20 protein-coding genes and 1 pseudogene are annotated in these 21,128 nt (G+C 73.2%); 8 read left to right on the top strand and 13 right to left on the bottom strand.

All coding sequences use genetic code 11. The features are described 5' to 3' along the window. Nucleotides 1-5: 5 nt before the first annotated feature. The 6 genes from ACWCYY_RS32035 to ACWCYY_RS32010 all read right to left on the bottom strand — a co-directional run bounded on the left by ACWCYY_RS32035 (nucleotide 6) and on the right by ACWCYY_RS32010 (nucleotide 5,606). Nucleotides 6-248 (bottom strand): LapA family protein, encoded by a 243-nt coding sequence (locus tag ACWCYY_RS32035; protein ID WP_345280746.1) that lies wholly within the window; start codon nucleotides 246-248, stop codon nucleotides 6-8. Between the two features lie 79 nt (nucleotides 249-327). Continuing rightward, nucleotides 328-528, bottom strand: coding sequence for a hypothetical protein (locus ACWCYY_RS32030; RefSeq protein ID WP_345280748.1), 201 nt, complete (start codon nucleotides 526-528; stop codon nucleotides 328-330). 621 nt (nucleotides 529-1,149) lie between these two features. Then, nucleotides 1,150-1,503 (bottom strand): hypothetical protein, encoded by a 354-nt coding sequence (locus ACWCYY_RS32025; RefSeq protein WP_345280750.1) that lies wholly within the window; start codon nucleotides 1,501-1,503, stop codon nucleotides 1,150-1,152. A gap of 15 nt (nucleotides 1,504-1,518) precedes the next feature. Continuing rightward, on the bottom strand, nucleotides 1,519-1,902 hold the full coding sequence (locus tag ACWCYY_RS32020; RefSeq protein WP_345280752.1) for a hypothetical protein: 384 nt from the start codon (nucleotides 1,900-1,902) through the stop codon (nucleotides 1,519-1,521). A 135-nt stretch (nucleotides 1,903-2,037) separates the two neighbouring features. Next, entirely contained in the window at nucleotides 2,038-3,810 is a 1,773-nt protein-coding gene (locus ACWCYY_RS32015) for an ABC transporter ATP-binding protein (RefSeq protein ID WP_345280754.1), read from the bottom strand. Further along, nucleotides 3,807-5,606, bottom strand: coding sequence for an ABC transporter ATP-binding protein (locus ACWCYY_RS32010; RefSeq protein ID WP_345280756.1), 1,800 nt, complete (start codon nucleotides 5,604-5,606; stop codon nucleotides 3,807-3,809). The genes ACWCYY_RS32015 and ACWCYY_RS32010 overlap by 4 nt, the downstream gene beginning before the upstream one ends. Before the next feature lie 371 nt (nucleotides 5,607-5,977). Between ACWCYY_RS32010 and ACWCYY_RS32005 the strand changes: the two genes are divergently transcribed. Beyond that, nucleotides 5,978-6,835 (top strand): aldo/keto reductase, encoded by an 858-nt coding sequence (locus ACWCYY_RS32005; RefSeq protein ID WP_345280758.1) that lies wholly within the window; start codon nucleotides 5,978-5,980, stop codon nucleotides 6,833-6,835. 145 nt (nucleotides 6,836-6,980) lie between these two features. Here ACWCYY_RS32005 and ACWCYY_RS32000 read toward each other — a convergent pair whose 3' ends face one another. Further along, nucleotides 6,981-7,805, bottom strand: a complete 825-nt coding sequence (locus ACWCYY_RS32000) for a MarR family winged helix-turn-helix transcriptional regulator (protein WP_345280760.1) — start codon at nucleotides 7,803-7,805, stop codon at nucleotides 6,981-6,983. A 466-nt stretch (nucleotides 7,806-8,271) separates the two neighbouring features. On the opposite strand from ACWCYY_RS32000, the gene fabG reads away from it, so the two are divergent. The 3 genes from fabG (at nucleotide 8,272) to ACWCYY_RS31985 (ending at nucleotide 10,402) form a co-directional block, all read left to right on the top strand. Next, on the top strand, nucleotides 8,272-9,036 hold the full coding sequence (gene fabG, locus ACWCYY_RS31995) for a 3-oxoacyl-ACP reductase FabG (protein ID WP_345280762.1): 765 nt from the start codon (nucleotides 8,272-8,274) through the stop codon (nucleotides 9,034-9,036). Between the two features lie 91 nt (nucleotides 9,037-9,127). Then, complete coding sequence (locus ACWCYY_RS31990; RefSeq protein WP_380149869.1) at nucleotides 9,128-9,322, top strand: hypothetical protein; 195 nt, start codon at nucleotides 9,128-9,130, stop codon at nucleotides 9,320-9,322. A gap of 315 nt (nucleotides 9,323-9,637) precedes the next feature. Further along, nucleotides 9,638-10,402, top strand: coding sequence for a phosphatase PAP2 family protein (locus ACWCYY_RS31985; protein ID WP_449798025.1), 765 nt, complete (start codon nucleotides 9,638-9,640; stop codon nucleotides 10,400-10,402). On the opposite strand, the gene ACWCYY_RS31980 is transcribed toward ACWCYY_RS31985, so the two are convergent. After that, nucleotides 10,353-10,532, bottom strand: a complete 180-nt coding sequence (locus tag ACWCYY_RS31980) for an I78 family peptidase inhibitor (RefSeq protein ID WP_345280766.1) — start codon at nucleotides 10,530-10,532, stop codon at nucleotides 10,353-10,355. The two genes, ACWCYY_RS31985 and ACWCYY_RS31980, sit on opposite strands and share 50 nt — an antisense overlap. A 62-nt stretch (nucleotides 10,533-10,594) precedes the next feature. On the opposite strand from ACWCYY_RS31980, the gene ACWCYY_RS31975 reads away from it, so the two are divergent. Continuing rightward, a complete protein-coding gene (locus ACWCYY_RS31975) occupies nucleotides 10,595-10,870 on the top strand; it encodes a DUF6343 family protein (RefSeq protein WP_449798024.1) in 276 nt (91 codons plus the stop codon). 15 nt (nucleotides 10,871-10,885) lie between these two features. Here ACWCYY_RS31975 and ACWCYY_RS31970 read toward each other — a convergent pair whose 3' ends face one another. Then, nucleotides 10,886-14,941 carry a molybdopterin-dependent oxidoreductase gene (locus ACWCYY_RS31970; RefSeq protein WP_449798023.1) on the bottom strand — a complete coding sequence of 1,352 codons (4,056 nt, stop codon included), beginning with the start codon at nucleotides 14,939-14,941 and terminating at the stop codon, nucleotides 10,886-10,888. A 353-nt stretch (nucleotides 14,942-15,294) separates the two neighbouring features. Here ACWCYY_RS31970 and ACWCYY_RS31965 point away from each other — a divergent pair, with 353 nt between their 5' ends. Both ACWCYY_RS31965 and hemC read left to right on the top strand, forming a co-directional pair. Then, nucleotides 15,295-16,218 (top strand): LysR family transcriptional regulator, encoded by a 924-nt coding sequence (locus ACWCYY_RS31965; protein ID WP_345280772.1) that lies wholly within the window; start codon nucleotides 15,295-15,297, stop codon nucleotides 16,216-16,218. Nucleotides 16,219-16,305: 87 nt separating this feature from the next. Next, complete coding sequence (gene hemC, locus ACWCYY_RS31960) at nucleotides 16,306-17,241, top strand: hydroxymethylbilane synthase (protein ID WP_449798022.1); 936 nt, start codon at nucleotides 16,306-16,308, stop codon at nucleotides 17,239-17,241. A 15-nt stretch (nucleotides 17,242-17,256) separates the two neighbouring features. Here hemC and ACWCYY_RS31955 read toward each other — a convergent pair whose 3' ends face one another. Next, nucleotides 17,257-17,844 (bottom strand): HD domain-containing protein, encoded by a 588-nt coding sequence (locus ACWCYY_RS31955; RefSeq protein WP_345280776.1) that lies wholly within the window; start codon nucleotides 17,842-17,844, stop codon nucleotides 17,257-17,259. 211 nt (nucleotides 17,845-18,055) lie between these two features. Here ACWCYY_RS31955 and ACWCYY_RS31950 point away from each other — a divergent pair, with 211 nt between their 5' ends. Continuing rightward, nucleotides 18,056-18,460: a Rid family hydrolase gene (locus tag ACWCYY_RS31950; RefSeq protein WP_345280778.1), complete on the top strand. Its 405-nt coding sequence runs from the start codon at nucleotides 18,056-18,058 to the stop codon at nucleotides 18,458-18,460. A gap of 157 nt (nucleotides 18,461-18,617) precedes the next feature. On the opposite strand, the gene ACWCYY_RS31945 is transcribed toward ACWCYY_RS31950, so the two are convergent. The 3 genes and pseudogenes from ACWCYY_RS31945 to ACWCYY_RS31935 all read right to left on the bottom strand — a co-directional run. Further along, nucleotides 18,618-19,601, bottom strand: a complete 984-nt coding sequence (locus tag ACWCYY_RS31945) for a hypothetical protein (protein ID WP_449798021.1) — start codon at nucleotides 19,599-19,601, stop codon at nucleotides 18,618-18,620. A 265-nt stretch (nucleotides 19,602-19,866) separates the two neighbouring features. Further along, nucleotides 19,867-20,388 carry a hypothetical protein gene (locus ACWCYY_RS31940; protein ID WP_345280782.1) on the bottom strand — a complete coding sequence of 174 codons (522 nt, stop codon included), beginning with the start codon at nucleotides 20,386-20,388 and terminating at the stop codon, nucleotides 19,867-19,869. Beyond that, nucleotides 20,385-21,128: pseudogene (locus ACWCYY_RS31935) on the bottom strand (hypothetical protein); the annotation flags it as partial. The pseudogene ACWCYY_RS31935 and the gene ACWCYY_RS31940, both read right to left, overlap by 4 nt.

Genomic DNA, 21,128 nt, shown 5'->3' with positions numbered 1-21,128 from the left:
CCCGCTCACTTCGAGCGCCGCCCCTTGAGCAGCCACCCCAGCGCCCCGCCCGCGAGCAGGGTCGCCAGCAGCGCGATCCACAGCGGACAGGACACCGTGAACACCCAGAACTGGATCTTCACCTTGTCCAGGTTGGCCAGCAGGAACCACACCGCCAGCACCACGATCGCCCCGATCGCGATCACCCGCGTGGGGATCCCCGCGATCTCGCTCCGCTTCCCCGACCCATCACCCGTTGTCTTGGTCACCCGCCGAGCATGCGCCCACCCCCGCCGGGGCCCGCCGCACCACTCCGACCATCGCACCGACACCATCCGTACGGCCCAGTCAGCCCAGCACGTCCCCCAGGTACGAGGCGACCACCACCGCCAGCGTCACGGTGCCCGCGAACGCCACCGCCCCGGCCCGCACCGCCGCCGGACGCCCGGCCCCCTCCCAACGGGCCAGCCCGGCGGCCGCGGCGGCGACCAGCAGGGCGGCGAGCGCCACCACGGCGGCGGCGAGCAGGACGAGGGCGGTACGGGACACCGGAGCTCCAGGGTGTGCGGGGACGAGGACCCCACCGTGCCGTGCGGCGTGCGCGTTGCGTAAGCCGCAACACGTTGCCGGTCGTCCCGGCAACCGTCATCGCCGTTTCCCCACCCATGTGTTGACGATCCGTCCGCAACACCGGCCACGGCGCGACGGAGCCGGGAGGATCGAGCCATCCACGGCGAGAGCGAGGACGGTGCGGTGTCCCAGCAAGACCATTCCGACCGGTCGGCCTTCGCGGCCCGGCTGCGCCCCCTGTACGAGCAGTTGGGCAGCACCTACCGCGAGTACGGTGAGCGGCACAACCTGGACCACTCGGCGGTGTACCGCTACGTGGCCGGCCAACGCCTGCCGCAACCGGCCTTCGTCACCGGCCTCTGCGAGGAGCTGGACGCGGCCGGACGGCCGGTCGGCCCGGAGGTGCGCACCGAACTGCTCGCCCTGCTGGAGCGGGCCTCGGCCGGCCGGAGCGACTCGCAGCACCTGCGGCTCGAACTCGAACGCACGCGGGCGGAGTTGTCCAGCAGCCACCAGGAGCAGGAGGTCCTGGCCGGCAGGCTGGCCGAGCGGGAGAGGGCGCTGGCGCTCTCCGACGACCGGCTCCGTGCCCTGCGGCAGTCACTCACCACCGACGACTCCGAACACCTGCGGCTGCGCCACGAGCGCGACACGCTCCACCGGGAGGTCCTGCACCTCCGCGAGGAGCTGCTCAGGGAGCGGGCCCGGACCCTGGCGGCGGAGGAACGGGTCCGCCAGCTGCTCTGGGAGCAGCGGCTCGCCCTCGACCTGGTGTCCCCGGTCGCCCGGGCCGACGAGCTGATGAACGACCTGCGCTGCGCCTCGGCCGAGCAGCTGTTCCACCTCGCCGTCCACCCGGACGCCCGGTACCGGGACGTGATCGTCGAGCTGGTCCGCGCCACGGCCCGGCACCGTCCGGCGGGCGAGGCCGTCTCGCTCCTGACGGCCCTGCACGGGGCGGCGCCCTCGTCACCCGCCCTGGCCGCCTTCCCCGAGGCGGTGCGGGGCCGCGACGTCGTCGAGGCGGCCGACCTGGTCGGTGCGTTCGCCGGCCTCGGCCTGACCGACCAGGTCTCGGCCGCCGCCGCGGTCTTCGTCCGGGAGAACGACCACCAGGCCGTCGGGAACCTGGTGCTCCACCTCCACCGGCGCAGGCTCCCGCACGCCCCGGCTGACGCGGTGGCGACCGCCGCCGCCGAGCACCAGCCGCCCGAGCAGCTCGTCCCGACCCTGCTGCGCCTGGAGACGGCCTTCCACCTCACCTCGACGGTCCGGCACGCCGTCGAGCACGCCGCGCGGGTCAGGCGGACCGGTGACCTGCTGGTGCTCGCCGCCCTGCTGACCGAGGCGCAACGGCACTCCCTGGCCGAGCTGCTGACCGACCGGGTGCTCGCCACCCGCGAGCCCTCGGTCCGGGCCGCCTACCTCTTCGGGCTGCCCGGACGAGGGCTGGCGGCCCTCGCCGGGCGGCCGTCCGCCGTCGGGGCGTCAGCCCTCGTCGCGCCAGGAGCGCCAGAGGGCCGCGTACGGGCCGTCGGCGCTGACCAGCGCTTCGTGGGGGCCGTACTCGCTGATCCGGCCGCGTTCGACGACGGCGATGACGTCGGCGTCGTGGGCGGTGTGGAGGCGGTGGGCGATGGCGATGACGGTGCGGCCGGCCAGCACGCGGGAGAGCGAGCGCTCCAGGTGCCGGGCGGCGCGCGGGTCGAGGAGGGAGGTGGCCTCGTCGAGGACCAGGGTGTGGGGGTCGGCGAGGACCAGGCGGGCGAGGGCCAGCTGCTGGGCCTGAGGGGGCGTCAGGGCGAGTCCGCCGGAGCCGACCTCGGTGTCCAGGCCCTCGGGGAGGGCGTCGGCCCACTCGTCGGCGTCGACCGCGGCCAGCGCGCCGCGCAGCTCGGCGTCGGAGGCCTCCGGCCGGGCGAGGCGCAGGTTGTCCCGCAGGGTGCCGACGAAGACGTGGTGCTCCTGGTTGACCAGGGCCACCTCGGCGCGGACCCGCTCGGCCGGCATCCGGGAGAGCGCGGCGCCGCCGAGGGTGACGCTGCCGCGGCCCGGGGCGTAGATCCCGGCGAGCAGCCGGCCGAGGGTGGACTTGCCGGCCCCGGACGGGCCGACCAGGGCGACCCGGCTGCCGGGGGCGACGTCCAGGCTGATGCCGTGCAGCACGTCGGCGCCCTCGCGGTAGCCGAACCGCACGTCGTCGGCGGCCACCCGGCGGCCCGCCGGACGGACGGAGGCGTCGGTCTCCGGGTCGGCCACCTCGCGGACGCCGACCAGCCGGGCCAGCGAGGCCTGGCCGACCTGGAGCTCGTCGTACCAGCGCAGGATGAGGTCCACCGGGTGGGTGAGCGCCTGGGCGTAGAGCACCCCGGCGGTCAGCTGGCCCACCGTCAGCCACCCGCGCAGCGCGAACCAGCCGCCGAGCACCAGGGTGCCGATGATGACGATCGCGTAGGAGGCCGAGACGGTCGGGAACCAGACCGAGCGCAGCCAGAGGGTGTACCGCTCCCAGGCCTGCCACTCGTGGATCTTGCGGTCCGTCAGCTCCACCCGCCGGCCGCCGAGCCGCAGCGACTCGACGGTGCGGCCGGCGTCCACCGTCTCGGCGAGCACGGTGTTGACGGCCGCGTAGCCGGCGGACTCGGAGCGGTAGGACTGCGGGGCGCGCCGGAAGTACCAGCGGGAGGTGGAGAGCAGCAGCGGCAGCGCGAGCGCCACCGAGACCGCCAGCAGCGGGGAGGTGAGCACCAGGGCGCCGAGCACCAGCACCACCGAGACCACGGCGACGGCCAGTTCGGGCACCGCCTCGCGGACGGACTTGGCGAGCCGGTCCACGTCGGTGGTGCCGCGGGAGACCAGGTCGCCCGTCCCGGCCCGCTCCAGCACACCGGGCGGCAGGGCGACCGAGCGCACCAGGAAGTCCTCGCGCAGGTCGGCCAGCACCTCCTCGCCGAGCACCCCACCGCGCAGCCGGGACCAGCCGATGAAGGCGGCCTGCACCACCAGCGCGGCCAGGTACCAGCCGACGGCGGCGAGCACCTTGCCCTCCGCGGTGCCGGCGCTCAGGTCCTCGACCAGCGAGCCGAGCACCCAGGGCCCGACCAGACCGGCCAGGGTGGCCACGGTGTGCAGGCCCACCACCGCGCCGAAGCCGCCCCGGTGACGGCGCGCCAGGTGGCGGACGTAGCCGCGGACGGTGGCGGGGGTGGCGACGGGCAGGACGGTGGCGGGGCCCTGCTCCTGGACCAGGGGCGGCTTCACACGGTCTCCTCGACGACGGCGGGAACGGAGGCGGCGGCCTCGTCGTCCTCGCGGGTGACCACGGCGCGGTAGGCCGGGGTGGTGCGCAGCAGTTCGCGGTGGCGCCCGGTGGCGGCCACCTTGCCGTCCTCGACCAGCACGACGGTGTCGGCCTGGTCGAGCAGCAGCGGGCTGGTGGCCAGCACCACGGTGGTCCGGCCCTCGCGGACGGCGCGCAGGCCGGCCGCGATCCTGGTCTCGGTGTGGGCGTCGACGGCGCTGGTGGGCTCGTCCAGGACGAGCACCGGCGGGTCGACCACCAGGGCCCGGGCCAGTGCCAGGCGCTGGCGCTGGCCGCCCGAGAGCGAGCGCCCGCGTTCGGTGATCACGGCCTTGAGGGCGTCCCCGCCGGCCTCGGGCGAGCCGTCGACCAGGGCGTCCAGGACGTCCTCGGCCTGGGCGGCGCGCACCGCCTCCTCGGCGCCGACCCGCCCGGAGGCGGGCACGGCGAGCAGCTCGGCCAGGGTGCCGGAGAGCAGCACCGGCTCCTTGTCGTGGACCAGCACCGCGGCCCGGGCCTCGTCCAGCGGTACGGCGTCCAGCTCGACGCCGCCCAGCCGGACGGAGGGCGCCGCGCTCTCGTCCTCGGCCAGCGGCACGTGGCCGCCGAGCCGGGCGGCCAGCGATCCGGCGGTCTCCTGGTCGCCGCAGACCACCGCGGTGAGCCGGCCGGCCCGGACGGTGAGGCCGGTGACCGGGTCGTGCAGGTCGGCCAGGCCGGGGGCGGCGGGCAGCTCGGCGGTGAGCGGGCGGCTGCCGTCGGTCCGGTGCAGCGCGAGCACCCGGGTGGCCCGGGCGGCGGAGACCCGGGCCACGCTCCAGGCGTGGGCGGCCTCGCCGAGGATGCGCAGCGGGGCGGCCAGGAAGGCGGTGGCGCCGTAGACGGCGACCAGCTCGCCGACGGTGATCCGGCCCTCGGCGGCCAGCTCGACCCCGTACCAGGTGACCCCGACCACGAACAGGCCGGGCAGCAGGACCTGCTGGGCCTGCATCAGGGACCAGACCTTCGCCGCCCGCACGGCGGCGCCGCGCACCTTCTGGGAGGCCTCGCGGTACCGGGAGAGGAAGAGCTCCTCGCCGCCGATGCCGCGCAGCACCCGCAGGCCGGCGACGGTGTCGGCGGCCAGCTCGGTGGCCCTGCCGCCGAGCCGGCGCTGCTCGTCGTAGCGGCGCTCGAAGGGGCCGAGCAGCGGCAGCACGGAGAGCGCGAGCACCGGGACGCCGAGCAGCACGGCGGTGCCGAGCAGCGGCTGCTGCACCAGCACCACCAGGCTGACGGCCAGCCAGACCAGGACGGCGGCCCGGACCCTGGCGACCAGCTCCACGTACCAGCCGATCTTCTCCACGTCGCCGCTGCTGACGGCGACGATCTCGCCGGTGGCGATCCGCCGGGAGAGCCCGGCGCCGAGCGCGCTGGCCTGACGGGCCACCAGTTGGCGGACCTGGGCGGCGGCGGTGATCCAGTTCCACACCGCCTGACGGTGCAGCAGGACGCTGCCGACGGCCTGGAGGGTGGTGAGCAGCACGGCGAGCGCCCCCGCCCGCCAGAGTGCGCCGCTGTCGCCGTCGACCACGGCCTGGATGCCGAGGCCGAGCGCGGCCGGGAGGGCCGCCATCGCGGCCATCTCGACGGTGCCCCAGAGGGTGGCGAGCCAGCTGCCCCGGCGCTGGCTGCGTTGGAGCCAGCGCAGGAACGCCAGCGGGGAGTTCAGGTCGGGACGGCCGGGATCGGCCATCGGAAGGGTGGTGAGCGGCATGACGCTCCGATGCGGTGGTGCGGGCGGGGGAGGACGGCCGGGCCCGGATCACCGGGGGCGGCGGAGGGGGAGGCGGGCTCCGGCGGGAGGGAGGCGGCCTGCGGCAGGGGGAGGTGATGCTCCGTCACGAGGTCATGGCCATCGAGCGTGCCGGGGGCCGGGCGCGCGCCGCAACCGCTTTTCCGCCCGGCCCGTCCGGTCCGGCCACGTCAGGACGCCCCACGACGGTCGCCGGCCGGGGCGGGGGTGGCCGGTGTGCTCCGTGTGCGGGAATTTTCGGACGAATTCGGCCGAGACGGGAACAAGTGGCCTGGACCACCAGTTGGGTGCTTGACGGCAAAGACCGTACGACCTGGAGGGCACCCCTTCCCGTGAGCACCATCCCGAGCATCACCCTCAACAACGGCCGCTCGATCCCGCAGCTCGGCTTCGGCGTCTGGCAGGTCGAGGACGACCAGGCCACCGCCGCCGTCGCCACCGCGATCGAGGCGGGCTATCGCTCCGTCGACACCGCGGCGATCTACGAGAACGAGGCGGGCACCGGCAAGGCCCTCGCCGCCTCGGGCGTGGCGCGCGAGGAGCTGTACGTCACCACCAAGCTGTGGAACTCGGGCAAGCTCGACTGGTCCGGCGAGCAGGGCCGGGCCCGGGTGGAGCGCGCCTTCGAGGAGTCCCTCACCAAGCTCGGCCTCGACCACGTGGACCTCTACCTGATCCACTGGCCGCGCCCGATGCACGGGGACAGCTTCCTCAACATCTGGACGGTCTTCGAGAAGCTGGCCGCCGACGGCCGCGCCCTCTCGGTCGGCGTCTCCAACTTCGGCCCCGAGCAGCTGGACAAGCTGCGCGAGCGCAGCGAGCTGGTGCCGGTGCTCAACCAGGTGGAGCTGCACCCGCACTTCCCGCAGCACGAGCTGCGCGCCTACCACGCCGAGCACGGCATCGCGACGGAGGCCTGGAGCCCGCTGGGCCAGGGCAAGGACCTGCTCTCCGAGCCGGCCCTGGTGAAGGTGGCCGAGAAGCACGGCCGCACCGTCGCCCAGGTGGTGCTCCGCTGGCACCTGCAGAGCGGGATCATCGCGATCCCGAAGTCGGTCACCCCCTCGCGCATCCGGGAGAACCTCGACGTGGCCGGCTTCGAGCTGGACGCCGAGGACCTGGCCGCGGTCGCCTCCGTCGAGACCGGCACCCGCCTCGGCCCGGACCCGCAGCAGTTCGACTGGAACTGACGGCCCACCGCGGCACCGGCCCGGCGACGGACCGAAACCGGCCGGCCACCACCCTCTGCGGAAAGGGTGGTGGCCGGCCGGTCAGGCGCTCCGGAAAAATCTGGGCAAAATCGTTCCTGCCAGGTCCTTGGAGCCTGATGAATCGTTACAGCCGGGCCGCCTTGGCCAGCAGCACCATGGCGGGCGCGTGCTCGTGCGGTTCCAGCGGGGCGAGCAGCAGCTCCTGCACCGCGCGCACCCCCGCCGAGGAGCGGTGGAGCAGCTCCTGGCCGGCCGGGGAGAGCGAGAGCAGGTTGCGGCGCCCGTCCAGCGGGTCGCGGCGGCGGAGCACCAGACCGCGCCGGACCAGTCGGCTGACCATCTCGGCCATGGTCGCCTTGTCCAACGAGGCCAGCTCGCCGACGGTGCGCTGGTCGGCGCCCGGCTCGGTCTCCAGCGCGTCCAGCACCGCGTACTGGGGCGCCGTCAGGTCGGAACCGACCTGGTCGGACCAGAGCTTGGTGTGCACCTGCTGCGCCACCCGGATGAGGTAGCCGACGGCGCGCTGCGCGTCCAGCAGGGGCCTGGCGTCGGTCATCGCCGCCACCGCGGCGGGCTCCAGACGGGCGATGCGGGCCATCACCCGGACCAGTTCGAGCTGCTCCTCAGGGGTGAGCGGCTCGAACAGGGTCCGCTGGACCCGGACCACGCCGCCGGTGGCCTCGCGGACCACCTGGGCGCCGTTCTGCGAGAGCGCCAGCAGCTTGCGCCGGCCGTCCGCAGGATCGCGGCGGCGCAGGACCAGGCCGCGCCGGACCAGCCGGGCGACCATCTCGGCCATCGTGGCCTTGTCGAGCGAGGCCCGCTCGCCGACGGTGCGCTGGTCCGCTCCCGGTTCGAGCGCCAGCACGAGCAGCACGGCGAACTGAGGCGCCGTCAACTCGTTGCCGACATGCTCGGACCAGAGGCGGGTGTGCACCTGCTGGGCCACGCGGATGAGGTGACCGGGCGACTGCTGAAGTCGGCCGGGCACGCGGGTTGTCGGGATCTCCCCCAGCACCATGAAATCCGTCCCGATGTCACACCCGGTGTGTGTGGGACACCCGGGCGGGCAGTAACGGCGAGTGAGCGACCCGCTGTGAGGGTGAGCGCGCCAGCCGTGCAGCCGGTGGCTGCTGGCGCACACTATACAAACGGTCGGCCAGAACTGGCAGGCGGGGGCCAAGAGTAGATGTTTGTTCGGCGGAGTTGGCATATTTCCGCCAGGTGTCGCGTCCACGTCGACCCGGCCTCCGCGGCTCCGAACATGAGCCATCCTCACCCTGCGTCACCTGCGGCTCTGCCCCCTGGTCAGCATTCCTACCGGTCGGTAATCTAGCGCCTGCGGCGCCCGTCCGAACGTTCGGCGGCACCGATGGCGTTCTCCCGTCACCCCCGAGAGAGAGACGAGTACGAACATGACCGAGCAGAGCACCCCCCGCGTCGCGGTGGTCACCGGAGCCGCGCGCGGGATCGGCGCGGCCACGGCCGAGCGGCTGGCCGCCGACGGCTACGCGGTCGCGGTGGTGGACCTGACCGAGGAGGCCGGGAAGGAGACCGCCGAGCGGATCACCGCGGCCGGCGGCCGGGCCCTGGCGGTCGGCGCGGACGTCTCGGACGCGGCCCAGGTGGCCGCCGCCGTGGAGCGGATCGCCACCGAGCTCGGCGCCCCGGTGGTGCTGGTCAACAACGCCGGCGTGCTGCGCGACAACCTGCTCTTCAAGATGTCCGAGTCGGACTGGGACACCGTGATGGACGTGCACCTCAAGGGCGCCTTCCTGATGTCCCGGGCCTGCCAGAAGCACATGGTGGACGCCGGCTTCGGCCGGATCGTCAACCTCTCCTCCTCCTCCGCCCAGGGCAACCGCGGCCAGGCCAACTACTCCGCCGCCAAGGCCGGCATGCAGGGCTTCACCAAGACCCTGGCGATCGAGCTCGGCAAGTTCGGCATCACCGCCAACGCGGTCGCCCCCGGCTTCATCGCCACCGAGATGACCGCCGCCACCGCGGCCCGGGTCGGCATGGAGTTCGAGGCCTTCAAGGCGGCCGCCGCCACCCAGATCCCGGTCGCCCGGGTCGGCCTGCCGGAGGACGTGGCCAACACCATCTCCTTCCTCGCGGCCGAGGCGGCCGGCTTCGTCTCGGGCCAGGTCATCTACGTGGCGGGCGGCCCGCTGGACTGACGGAGCGTCCGCTCGCGGGGCCGGGGCGGCGGGGGCAGACTCGGGGCACGGGTGCCGGTGCGCACCCCCCGAGGACCCTGGAGGCAGCACGATGATGAACCCCGCGGACGACGCCGACTCCATGCCCACGCCCGACCGGCTGCTGCACACCGGCGCCGAGCACCCGGTCGACCCCGAGGACCTGGTGATGGCCTCGGGCCGGACCCCCACCCCCGCGCTGATCGAGCGCGCCCGGCGCCAGCTGGAGCTGGAGGGGGCGGCCGCGGTAGAGCGGCTCACCCCCTGACCACTCCTTACATACTGCAGCGCGCGCCGCAGCGCCGGACGAAGCCCCCGGGCCCCGCACACCGTGCGGGGCCCGGGGGCTTCCGGCGGACCGGCCGCGCCGGGAAATCGAGACCGAATCGAGTGACCACGGGCCCTGGGGGGCTGCTAAGTTCCTCTGCAACCGGTGTCCGAACAAGTCGGCCGACACCTGCGGGACGGCCCGTGTTCGGGCCAGGTACGACGGCCGTTTCCGCGGGACCCCCACCCTGCGGAAGCGGCCGTCCCGGCTCCGGGCTGACGTAATGTCCGTTTCTGTCCGGGTAGTGTCTGGCTTGTGCCGACCGCTTCCCGACGATCCGTCAGCCCGCCGTTCCCGATGAGCCGGGGCCACCGGGCGCTCACCGTGCTGGTCGGGCTGGCCTACCTGCTGATCGTGCTGGCGGTGGTGCTCGACACCTCACTGGTACAGCTGGACTGGTGGCTCAAGCAGCTGCGCCCGTACAAGCGCTGGCCGCAGGTGCTGGACTTCCTCGACCTCTGGGTGGTGATCGGCCAGCGCGGGCCCTCCGCCATCGCCGCCTGCCTCTGGCTGGGCTGGCGGAGCGTCAGGCAGCGCACGGTGCGGCCCCTGCTGGTGATGGTCGGGGCCCTGCTGCTGCTCAACGTCACGGTGGGCAGCGTGAAGATCCTCACCGGCCGCCTCGGCCCGCACTACGCGCACTACCTCGACGACCCCGAGCTCTTCCTCGGCGGCACCATCTTCCCCTCCGGGCACACCGCCAACTCGGTGGTCACCTGGGGCGTGCTCGCCTACCTGGCGGTGCGCTGGCGGCGGACCGGCACGGCGCTGGTCGCACTGGTCGCCGCCTCGGTCGGCCTCACCACCGTCTACCTGGGCACCCACTGGTTCTCGGACGTGCTCGCCGGATGGGCCGCGGGCGCCCTGGTGCTGCTCGCCCTGCCGGCCGGCGAGCCGCTGGTCACAGCCGTCGACCGCAGGATCACCGGCCTCTGGCGGGCCGCCCCCGTCCGCGCCGCCCCGGGCAGGCTCAGCCCTGCCAGCAGCGCTCCACCAGGCCGTCACGCACCTGGAGGTTGAGCCGGTCCTCCCGGTACTCCAGCGTGATCAGCGCCCCCGGCTCCAGCACCCGCACCGCCGACCAGCCGCGCTCGGCGGCCAGGAGCCGCGCCCGCTCCGCGGTCAGCCCCAGGTACTCGTCCTCGTCCATCGCCGTTACCCCTCTCCCCTCGTGGGTACATGCCGATCGTAGGCCCAGGAGGTGGTGCGGCGATGCGACCGACCAGGACTCCCCACGACTGGCGCAGCGGCACCGAGCCGATGACGGCCCGCAGCGACCTCAGGCTCCGCTTCCTGCTCTCCGTCCTCTTCACCCCCCTCTTCGCCCTGATGACGGCCGGCTTCGCGGTCTGGGCGGCGGTGAACGGCCCCGCCGACGTGCCCAGCGACACCAGCCTGCGCACCTTCGCGATCGTCTGCGGGGTGCTCACCCTGCTGGCGGCGGTGGACCTGGCGGTCGTGGTCCGGCGGCGCCGGACGGAGCGGTAGACCTCCGGTGCGCGTCTAGTACACGTCCCGGGCGTAGCGGCGGTCGGCTGCCAGCTGCTTGAGGTGGACCTCGGCCTCCTCCTCGGTGAGGCCGCCGTGGGTGACGGCGATCTCGCGCAGGGCGCGGTCCACGTCCTTGGCCATCCGGGTGGCGTCGCCGCAGACGTAGAGGTGGGCGCCGTCCTGGAGCCAGCGCCAGAGCTGGGCTCCGTGCTCGCGCATCCGGTCCTGGACGTAGACCTTGGCGCGCTGGTCGCGGGAGAAGGCGAGGTCCAGGCGGGAGAGGGTGCCGGAGCGGTAGAGCTCGTCCAGCTCGTCGCGGTAGTAGAAGTCGGTGGCGCGGCGCTGCTCTCCGAAGAACAGCCAGTTGGAGCCCAGGTGGCCCAGCGCACGGCGGTGCTCCAGGAAGCCGAGGAAGGGGGCCACCCCGGTACCGGGGCCGATCATCACGGTCTTGGCGGAGGGGTCGGCGGGCGGGCGGAAGTGCGGGGAGCGCTGGACGAAGACCGGGACCGGGAGGTCAGGTGCGGCGTCCGCCAGGAAGGTGGAGGCCACGCCCTTGCGCTGCTGGCCGCGCGGGCCCTCGTAGCGCAGCACCGAGACGGTGATGCTGGGCCGGCGGGGCTCGGTGAGCGGGCTGGAGGAGATGGAGTAGAGGCGGGGCTGGAGCCTCCGCAACGCCTCGGCCCACTCCTGGGCGCTCAGCTTGAGCGGGTGCTCGGCCAGCAGGTCCACCGCCTGGCGGCCCCAACTCCACTGCGCCAGGCCGTCCTTGTTGTCCGGACGGAGCAGGGCACGCAGTTCGCGGTCCCTGGTCCGCTCGGCGGCCAGGCGGAGCAGGTCGGGGGTGAGCCGGGTGATGTCCAGGTGGCGGGTGAGCGCCTCGGCGAAGGGGAGCTCGCCGAGGCCGTCCACCGTGACGGCGGTGTCCGGGTGGTGGCCGGTCAGGGTGAGCCACTCCTCCACCAGGGAGGGGCAGTTGACCGGGCGGACGCCCAGCGCGTCGCCCGCCTCGTACTCGGGGCCGTCCTCGCCGAGCTCGAAGGTGAAGCGGCGGATCTCCTTGGCGGCTCCGGGCAGGCTGAGCAGCCGGTTGCCGGTCAGCCTGGCCTGGTGCTCGCGACGCTTCGAGGCCTTCGGCGCGGCCGGCGGGGCGACGGCCAGCGCCTCCGCCGCCCGGGCGGACCAGTCGGCGGCGCGCTGCTCCTGCCCGGGCTCGCAGTCGGTGCGCGGCAGCACCCGCTCGGCGCCCAGCTCGGCCAGGCGCTCGTCCAGGCGGCGGCCGTGGCCGCAGAAGTCGGCGTAGCTCGGGTCGCCGAAGGCCAGCACCGCGTAGCGGGTGCCCTCCAGCCGGGGTGCGTCCTCGGCACTGAGCCACTGCCAGAAGGCCGCGCCGTTGTCCGGGGCCTCGCCGTCGCCGAAGGTGCTGCTGACCACCAACAGGTCGGCGCCCCCGGCGAGTTCGGCGGGCGTGCAGTCGGCCATGGCGAGCAGCCTGGCCGACCGGCCGGCCGCGGTGAGCCGGGCCGCGACGGCGGCGGCGGCCTCCTCCGCGGTGCCGGTCTGGGACGCCCAGAGCACCAGCACCTGCGGCCCGCCGTCCGCGGGCGGCGGGGTGCGCGAGTACATCCCGGCCAGCAGGCCGTCCACCCACCGGGCGGTGGCGGGGGCGAGCGGCGCCTGCGCGGGCAGCACCGGCACCCCGCTCTCCGGCGGGGCGGCGGTGATCCCGGCCAGGTACCCGGCGAGGTAGCTGCGCTCCTCCGCCGCCAGCACCGGCGGGGTCAGCTCGCCGAGGCCCAGGGCAGCCGCCAACAGCGGGACCGTGAGCGGGAGTTCGGCGGGGGCGTCGAGCGCCGGGAGGGCGGCCGGGGCCGTCGCGACCTTGGTGAGCCGCACCGCGCAGGCCTTGAACTCGGGCTGGAAGGAGACCGGGTCGACGGCGTCGTTGGTGACGGCGTTGACGCTCAGGTACTCGCCGTACAGGTCGTTCCAGTGGAACGGCGCGAAGCAGGTGCCGGGCAGCACCCGGTCGGTGACCCGGGCCGGGAGCACCGCGCGGCCGCGGCGCGAGGCCACCTCCACCTGGTCCCCCTCCGCGATGCCCAGCTCGGCCGCGTCCTCGGGGTGGACCTGGACGAAGGAGCCCGGGTCCAGCTTGTTGAGCTTGGCCACCTTGCCGGTCTTGGTGAGGGTGTGCCACTGGTGCTGGACCCGGCCGGTGGTGAGGGTGAACGGGTGCTCGGCGTCCGGGAGTTCGGCCGGCGGCAGGTGCGGGCGGGCGAAGAACCTCGCCCGGCCGGACGGGGTGGCGAAGACCAGCGCGGGGCGGCTGCCGTCCGGCCGCTCCAGCAGGGCCTGGCTGACGCCGTCGTTGCGGTAGCGGACGGGGTTGCGCTCCGGGCCGCCCGGCGCGGCCGGCCACTGCACGGGGGTGCGGCGCAGCCGCTCGTAGTCGGCGCCGCGCAGGTCCCAGCCGGTGGCCGGGTTCCAGAACCGCTGGATCTCCTGGTAGACCTCCTCGGCGCTCGCGTAGGTGAAGCCCTCGGCGTAGCCCATCGCGCGGGCCACCTCGGCGATCAGCTTCCAGTCGGGGAGCGCCTGTCCGGGGGCGTCCAGCACGCCCGGTATCAGGGTCAGGCAGCGCTCGGAGTTGACCTGCACGCCGTCGGACTCGGACCACAGGGTGGCGGGGAGGGTGAGGTCGGCGTAGGCGTTGGTCTCGGTCTCGGCGAAGACGTCCTGGGTGACGACCAGTTCGGCCGCCTCCAGCCCCCGGATCACGGTGGCCCGGTTGGCCACCGAGGCCACCGGGTTGGTGCAGATCACCCAGCAGGCCTTGATCTCCCCCGCGGCCATCCGCTCGAACATCTCGACCGTGCCCTTGCCCACCTCGGTGCGCAGGCTGCCCCCGGGGATCCCCCAGACCCGCTCGGTGAACTCCCGCTCCTCGGGCACCAGGACGGAGCGCTGGCCGGGCAGGCCGGGGCCCATGTAGCCCATCTCGCGGCCGCCCATCGCGTTGGGCTGGCCGGTGAGCGAGAACGGGCCGCTGCCGGGACGGCAGATCGCGCCGGTGGCCAGGTGCAGGTTGACCAGGGCGTTGGTGTTCCAGGTGCCGTGGGTGGACTGGTTGAGGCCCATGGTCCAGCAGCTGGTCCACTCGCCCGCGGCGCCGATCCACTCGGCGGCGGTGCGCAGGTCGGCCTCGGGGATGCCGGTGAGCGCGGCGACGGCGGCGGGGGTGTAGTCGGCGAGGAAGGCGGGCAGCTCCTCCCAGCCCTCGGTGTGCGCGTCGATGAAGGCCCGGTCGGTGCGGCCGTTCTCGACCAGCAGGTGGAGCAGCCCGTTCAGCAGGGCCAGGTCGGTGCCGGGGCGGACCTGGAGGAAGAGGCCGGCCTTGTCGGCGGTCGGGGTGCGGCGCGGGTCCACCACGATCAGCTTCGCCCCGGCCTTGACCCGCTCCATCATCCGCAGGAAGAGGATCGGGTGGCAGTCGGCCATGTTGGAGCCGATCACCAGGAAGAGGTCGGCCCGGTCCAGGTCCTCGTACGAGCCGGGCGGACCGTCGGCGCCGAGCGAGAGCTTGTAGCCGCTGCCCGCGCTGGCCATGCAGAGGCGCGAGTTGGACTCGATGTTGTTGGTCCGCCAGTAGCCCTTGGCCAGCTTGTTCGCCAGGTACTGGGCCTCCATGGACATCTGACCGGAGACGTAGAGGGAGAGCGCGTCGGGGCCGTGCTCGTCCAGCACGGCGCGCAGCCGCCGGGCGGTCTCGGCGATCGCCTCGTCCACGTCCAGCGGAGCCGGCGGCGCGCCCCGCTCGGCCCGGACCAGCGCGGTGGAGAGCCGGCCGGGGGCGGCGAGCAGCTCGGCATGGGTCGCGCCCTTGGTGCACAGGCGTCCGGCGTTGGCCGGGTGCTCCCTGTCGCCCGAGACCTTGGCGGCCGTGGTCCGGCCGTCGGGGCCGGCGGCCAGGTCGAGCACGATGCCGCAGCCGACCCCGCAGTACGAGCAGGCGGTCCGTACCTGGTCCACACTGCGTCGCTGGTCCACGCCGCGTCCCTCGTCCACGCTGCGTCCCTTCCTCCGGCGGATCCTGGCGCTCCACCGTAAGAAGCCCCTGTTGCGATCAGATGACGAGGGTCGGGCCCACCGCGTTACGCACGGCGCACCTGACGGCCGCTCAGCTGTGAGCTCGCGCAGCTCAGCGGCCCGTCATCATGCGCGTCACGAACCCTGTGACTGACCTACCGCCCCTCTGGTTGCCCCTACTCGCGCGTAACTGACGGAGAATCCCGACCCTTGCGTCACACCCCGGCCGACGGGGGTTTGAGAAACCCGAACACGCGTGCCACCATCTAATGCCTAGAGAGCACCATAGCCATTAGATTCTCAACGTCGCCATGTGCCGTCGGGGGGCATACGTGGATTTCACGGTCCGTCAGCTGAGAACCTTCTGGGACGTCGCCAAGACCGGCAGTCTGACCAGGAGCTCGAAGAACCTCGGCTGTTCGCAGTCGAGCGTCACCACCCACATCCAGTCCCTGGAGAGCCGGCTGGGAGCCCAGCTCTTCCACCGCCTGCCCCACGGGGTCCGCCTCACCCCGGCCGGCGAGACCACCCGCGACTACGTCGCCCGGATCTTCTCCGTGCTCGACGAGCTCAACTCCGCCATGAAGATCGGCGGCCAGGCCACCGGCCGGGTGGTGGTCGGCTCCACCACCCTCCTGATGGAGTACGAGATGGGCGAGCTGGTCCGGCAGTGCCGCTTCCGCTACCCGGAGGTCCGGATCTCGCCCAAGGTGCTCACCGCCACCGAGGTGGAGAGCGCCGTCGCCGAGGGCGAGGTGGACGTGGCCCTCACCCTGACCGCCGACCCCGACGACGAGGCCACCGGCCTGCCAGGGGTCAGCCGCCAGTCCCTGTTCCGCGTCCCGATGGTCCCGGTCGGCGAGCCGCAGCCGAACGGCACCACCACGCCGCCCAGCACCGACTCCATCGAACGCGTCCTGGTGGTCGACCCGGACTGCGCCTCCCAGGAGGCCCTCGTCCACCACCTGCGCCGCGAGCACGGCATCGACCCGGCCGTGATGGAGACCGGCTCCACCCGCGGCGCCCTCAGCATGGCCCAGGCCGGACTCGGGGTCGCCATGGTCCCGGAGAGCGCGGTCAGCGGCGCGGGCCTGGCCGGGCAGGGCCTCTCCGTCCTGCCCTGGCTGCCCCGGGCCGAGACCTACGCCCAGGCCCTGTGGTCGGCGGGCGCCCGCCTCTCCCCCGCCGTCTCGGCCTTCCTCGACCTCGTCCGGCAGGCCCCGGGTGCCACCGCCCGGCAGGCCGTCCTGCTCTGACGGGGCGCCGCGCCCGCCCGCCTCCGGTGGACGGCGGCTGGACGGCGGCTGGACGGCCGGTCGAGCGTGACGGACTATCATCCCTCCATGCCCGCAGCCGAGTTGATCCGCATCGTCTCCCGCTCCTCACCGATGGCCCTCGCCCAGGTCGAGCGGGTCCAGGCCGAGCTGGCCGCCCTCCACCCGGCCCTGCGCACCGAGGTGGTGCCCGTCACCACCTCGGGCGACCGCTGGATGGGTGACCTCGCCCGGCTCGGCGGCAAGGGCGCCTTCACCAAGGAGGTCGACGCCGCGCTGCTGGCCGGCGAGGCGGACCTCGCCGTCCACTGCCTCAAGGACGTCCCGGCCGACCGGCCGCTGCCGGCCGGGACGGTCTTCGCCGCCTACCTGCGCCGCGACGACATCCGCGACGCGGTCGTCCAGCCGGCCGGCCTCACCCTCGACCAGCTCCCGCCCGGCGCCCGGATCGGCACCTCCTCCGTGCGCCGGGTGGCCCAACTCGCCGCCACCCACCCGCACCTGGAGTGCCTCCCGATCCGCGGCAACGCCAACAGCCGGCTCGCCAAGCTGGAAGCCGGCGCGTACGACGCCCTGCTGCTCGCCGTCTCCGGCCTGGAGCGGATCGGCGAGACCGCCCGGATCACCGAGGTGCTGTCCGTCGAGACGATGTGCCCGCCGATCGGGGCCGGGGTGCTCGCCCTCCAGTGCCGCGAGGACGACGACCGCACCATCGAGACCGTGCGCGGCCTGGCCCACCACGACACCTGGCGCGAGGCGACGGCGGAACGGATGTTCCTGCACGTCCTCCAGGGCCACTGCAACTCCCCCATCGCCGGCTACGCCAAGGCCGAACCGGACGGCCGCCTCTCCCTGCGCGGCCGCGTCTTCTCCCCCGACGGCAAGCAGATCCTCGACGCCCACGAGTGGGCCGGCTCCCTCACCCCCGAGGACCTCGGCACCGCCACCGCCCTCGCCCTCAAGCGCCAGGGCGCCTCCGACCTGATCGCGGCCATCCCGCACTGAGCCCTCGACCAGGCGTCAGACCGGGAACGCCCCCTGGAACGCGAGCCGCTCCTCCGCGCCGTCCCCGAGCGCGGTGAGCAGCTCGTCCAGGGCCAGGTACTCCTCCCACCGCTCCCGGCCCGCCGCCTCGGCGAGCCGGTCCAGCAGCAGGTCCTCCAGCTCCGGCACCCGCTTGTTCTTCCACACCTTGTCGGCGGTGCTCACCAGCAGCTCCTCCACCGTGGTGCCGGGTGCCGTCCAGCTCGCGTGGGTGGCGGCGAAGCGCGCCAACTCCGGGGCGGTGCCGTGCTCCAGCAGCAGCTCCCGCCCCGCCTCCTCGTGCCGCGAGCCCGGCCCGGACAGCTCCTCCGGGTGCCGCACCTTCCCGATGTCGTGCGTCGCCGCCCCGAACAGCACCGCCTCCCGGTCCACCCCCAGCTCCGGGTGGTGCTCCCCCGTCCACTCCAGCAGGCGGTACGCCACGTCGTGCACCGCCCGCAGGTGCGCGGCCAGCCGCGGCGGGGCGTCGAGGGCGAGCAGCAGCCCGGCCACCTCCTCGGGCAGCGGCCGCAACGGCGGCTCGGCGGGGGCGGTCAGGGCACGGACCAGCAACGGGGTAGCCATCCGCAGGACCCTACCGTGCCGCGGCGGGGCGCCGATCTGACGGAGAATCGGCCACCTCGCCGACCATCCGGTCCCACCCGACCGGCCGTGCGCACGGAGGACACTTCGGTGGCACTGTCGGGCAACCACGGTCCACGCGAATCCGTAGCTTCTTCACATGAGGGGCCCGTCCGCGACGGACGGCCCACGAGCTGCGGCAAGGGAGCGGGTCATGAGTACTCAGGTGCAGGCGTTCGGGTTCGGCATGCCGTGGGAGTCGCTGTACGGATACAGCCAGGCCACTCGGGTCGGCGACACGGTCTACGTGTCGGGGCAGCTGTCCCATGACGGCGAGGGCACTTTCGTGGGCGCCGACGACTTCGAACTGCAGGTCCGCACCGCGCTGGAGAACCTGGACCTGGTCCTGCGGCAGTTCGGCGCCGAGCGCGGCCAGATAGTCGAGACCACGGTGCTGGTGCGGAACCTGCGCGAGAACTTCGACGCGACGGCCCGCCTCCACTCCGAGTACTTCGGGGAGCACCGGCCCGCCAGCACGGTCATGGGCGTGTCCGACCTGGCGCTGCCGGACCAACTCGTCGAGATCGGCGCGCTCGTGCGCCTCGATGCGAAGCCGTAGGCGAGGCTGCGCTCCGGCTTTCCGGATCGCGCTCGCCGGGTCGTGACGAGCGTGGTTGCCCGGGTCGTGACGAGCGTGGTTGCCCGGGTCGGCGTCGCCGGGCCCGGGCAACCGGCGGAGGAGCGCGCCGTTGCCCGGCGGCACTGACCACCACGGTTCAGCCCCGGTCCAACGCGTCCAGGCGGCCTGCCTCCAGGGACTCCAGCGGCCGCCACCCCGCACACTCCGCCGCCGTCCGGAACGGCACCCCGCCCGCGCCGAACAACGCCACCCGGTTCTCGGTGAAGAGCTGCCCACCCCGCTCGAAGCAGCGCAACAACGGCTCGAACAGGTCCTCCTCCCCCACCGCCCGCCACCTGCCCAACTCCGCCCAGCGGACGGCGTTGCGGCACAGCCGCGCCGTCAGCGGCCCGAGCGAGTGCTCCGCGACGATCCGCTCCAGGTGCCCCGCGTGCCGCTCGTCCACCCGCACCGACGGATCGAGGAACTCCACCGGATCCAGCGTCGGCCACGGCCGCCCGGCCTCGTGCTCCAGCGCCCAACTCCCCATCCTGCGCAGGTACTCGGCGAACAGCGCGGCCCTCGACCCCTCGTGCCGCGTCGCGGCCCGGTCGTCGTTCCAGCCGACCGCCGCCAGACGGTCCAGCAGCAGGGTCACTCGGTCGGGCCCCGCGTAGTCGGCCGGCTTCCGCTTGGGGATCATCATCATCCACAGGTCCACCCAGTGCCCCTCGGTGGCGAGCCCACCGCCCAGCTCGAAACACCGGATCAGCGGCTCGTACGGATCCTCCAGAGCCGGCCTCGGGACGGTCGACACCTCGGTCAGCACCGCCCACCGCACGGCCGCGCGGGACATCTCGCTCGCGCTGAACAGCCCGACGTTGTCGTGGAGGTAGGCCTCGAACGGCGCCGCGACCTCCGCCGGGATCACCACCGTGGGATCGACCAGCTCCGCCAGATCGACGAACGGCCAGTCCTCCGTCCCACCGCACCACTCCACCCAGTTCGCGGCCCGCCGGAAGTACTCCAGCAGCAGCACCGCCCGGGTGTCCGCCTCCGCCAACGCCCGGTCGCGCTCGTCCCGCCAGTCGACCGCCATCAACCGCGCGGCCACGGCAGCGGCCCGGCTCACTGCGCGCACCCCTTCTCTCCCCGTGGCGGAATCACCCGCACCCGCCCACCCCGCTCGGCGATCCACTCCTCCAGCCGCTCCCGGTAGAAGTCGACTCGCCGGAAGTGCCTCAGATCAGGAGCGGCCACCCGACTGACGCTGATTCCGTACGCCGACATGAACGAGACCGCGGGTGTGGGCGGCAGCCTGAGCAAGTCCGCCGCCCACCACCACTGGCATACCCGGCGCCATGCGCGTCCAGCGAGAACGCTGGCGCTACCGGACACCAGCGCCCTCAGGAGTCCAGAGCATCGAGGGCAGCATCATCCATCGAGACGACCGGCTCACTCGCGATGTTGGACTGCCAATCACGAATCCGTACACGCGTAGTAACGAAGTCCACCATGCCGTTCTCCAGGCTGACCCCCCCTCCACGCTCGAACATGCGGATCAGCGGTTCGAACGGGTCAGGAAGCTGCGGGAAGCGCAACTGCTCGGCCTCCGGGAGAGACGCCCAGCGCACAGCGGACCGACATGCATCGGGGGCCGTGACACCCGGGACCTTCTCCTCGATGAGCTCCTCGAGCTTCGTGGTGAGCTCGGGCTCGATCTCCCCTTCCGGGTGAACCAGCCCCGCGATGTCGAAGAACGGCCAGGAGGGAGCCCCGCCCAGTGCTTCTGCCCAGAGCGCGGCGCGGCGGAGGTACTCACGCAACAGCCGCGCACGCGACTCCGCATGCTCGAACGCGGGCTCCCACGCTACCCAGTCAACGGCTGACAGGCGCTCCAACATCACTTCCGCAGCCTTGACGTTCACGGCAGATCAAGTCCCTTCTTGGCAGCCTCAACGAGCAGATCCAGGTTCGACAGGTCATCAGCAATGGGCGTGTCTGGGGGCGTGAGCCCCATCTTCGGCCAGAGCACAAGCGTGCCCCTCACCGTAATTGGCGCCCCTCGGAAAGAAATCGGGGCTACATCATGGGCCCCGATATGCCCATTCCCCCAGTCGCGCCCCTGGTCAACCCATGCTAGCGGATGATCCGACGTGTACGGCATGCCAGCTTCCATGAGGCGACTTTCCACATACTCATGAACGATCAGCCCACGGAAGGGCCCGATCTCGTCGGGCTTCAACCTACCATTCATGGCCTTGGTCCAAAGATCCGCGATCTCATCATAGGCAGTGAAGTAGATGTCCTGCTTGAGGTTCTCCGGCCCCGGCCCCACCTGCGCGTCATGCTTTTCCATGAACAAATTGTTCTTCGCCCGCTCGATCACCGCAGGATCGAATCCATACTCTTCGGCAATCCTTTCGACATCACCCTCGGTTGCCCGGATTCGGTCATAAGCCGCTACAGCCTTTTCGTCGGGCGGCGTTGCGTAGTTGACCGGCTCACCATTGTGCGTGCCCCAGTTTTCAGTGCCGTCAGAACCATGATCGCCACCCGAATTCGGATCCGTGCCGGCGGCTTCTTCGGGGGCGGTGCGGTCGTGGTCGGGGTTGTGGGTGGGGTCGGTGGTGTGGTGGTCGGGGGTGGTGGGGGTGCGGTTGGGGTC

Source organism: Kitasatospora sp. NPDC001664, assembly GCF_053596675.1.
The sequence above is the reverse complement of the archived record's forward strand: the minus strand, read 5'-3'. Positions and strand labels throughout refer to the sequence as shown.